Annotated in this window: 1 protein-coding gene; it reads left to right on the top strand. The window is 45.3% G+C overall.

All coding sequences use genetic code 11. The annotated features are described in order from the left end of the window. Positions 1-212: hypothetical protein (locus HMPREF9441_RS18730; protein WP_216593530.1), on the top strand; the 212-nt coding region annotated here is incomplete at both ends.

Here is a 212-nt window from a genome sequence, read left to right as displayed (position 1 = left end):
GAGGTAGATGCGCAAGGACGCAGAGAAAAAGAGACTCATTATATCAGCAATGCGCCTACGGAAAGCACTACTTATCAGTACAACCGCAAAGGGCAGGTAATTGAGAGTATAAAGTATGACAAGGAAGGCAACTTTGTGGAGAAACGCCTTTTTAAATACAACGCCCAAGGCTTGGTGGTGCGCATACGCACTTACAACAAAGACAACCGACT

This window comes from Paraprevotella clara YIT 11840, assembly GCF_000233955.1.
GTDB classification, from domain to species: domain Bacteria; phylum Bacteroidota; class Bacteroidia; order Bacteroidales; family Bacteroidaceae; genus Paraprevotella; species Paraprevotella clara.
Note: the sequence above shows the minus strand (reverse complement) of the source record. Positions and strands in the feature narration are given on the sequence as shown.